The 569-nt window shown below is 68.4% G+C and carries 1 protein-coding gene; it reads right to left on the bottom strand.

Features of this window, described 5'->3' with window-relative positions:
• Positions 1 to 569: HlyD family secretion protein (locus MOV75_RS41250; protein WP_247008632.1), on the bottom strand; the 569-nt coding region annotated here is incomplete at both ends.

Consider the following 569-nt stretch of genomic DNA (forward strand, 5'->3'; position numbering starts at 1 on the left):
ACGGCAACGTCGTAGGCGGCCTGCGCGGCCTTGACCGCGGCGGCGCCCTGATCGCGTCCGGCTTCCGAGCTCTCGAACACAGCGCGCGAGGCAAAGCCCTTGTTGCTCAGCGCCTGCTGGCGCTCATAGTCGAGATCGGCCCGCTTGAGGCCCGCTTCGGCCGAGACGAGCTGCGCCCTGGCCTGCGCGACCTGGCTGTCGAGCGCGGCGACCTGACGGCCGATGCGATCGATGGTGGCTTGCTGGGTCGCGATTTTGGTCGCGGCGGCATCGACCGCGATCTTGTAATCACCGTCGTCGATGCGGAGGACGATGTCGCCGGCTTTCACCGGCGTGTTGTCGCCGGCGAGGATCGAGGAGATGTGGCCCGCAACGCGCGCGCCCAGCATGGTGTTGTTGGCGCGGACATAAGCGTCATCGGTAGAGATGTAGAAGCGGCCGACCAGCGTGTAATAGCCGGCATAGCTCGCGGCGGCGAGCGCGAGCACCAGACCGACGCCCATCAGGACGAACTTGCGCTTGCCGGATTTGGGAGCGCCGGCGGCGGGTGCGTCGGGCGCAGGTGCGGC

The sequence above is a fragment of the Bradyrhizobium sp. PRIMUS42 genome (assembly GCF_023006515.1).
Taxonomy (GTDB): domain Bacteria; phylum Pseudomonadota; class Alphaproteobacteria; order Rhizobiales; family Xanthobacteraceae; genus Bradyrhizobium.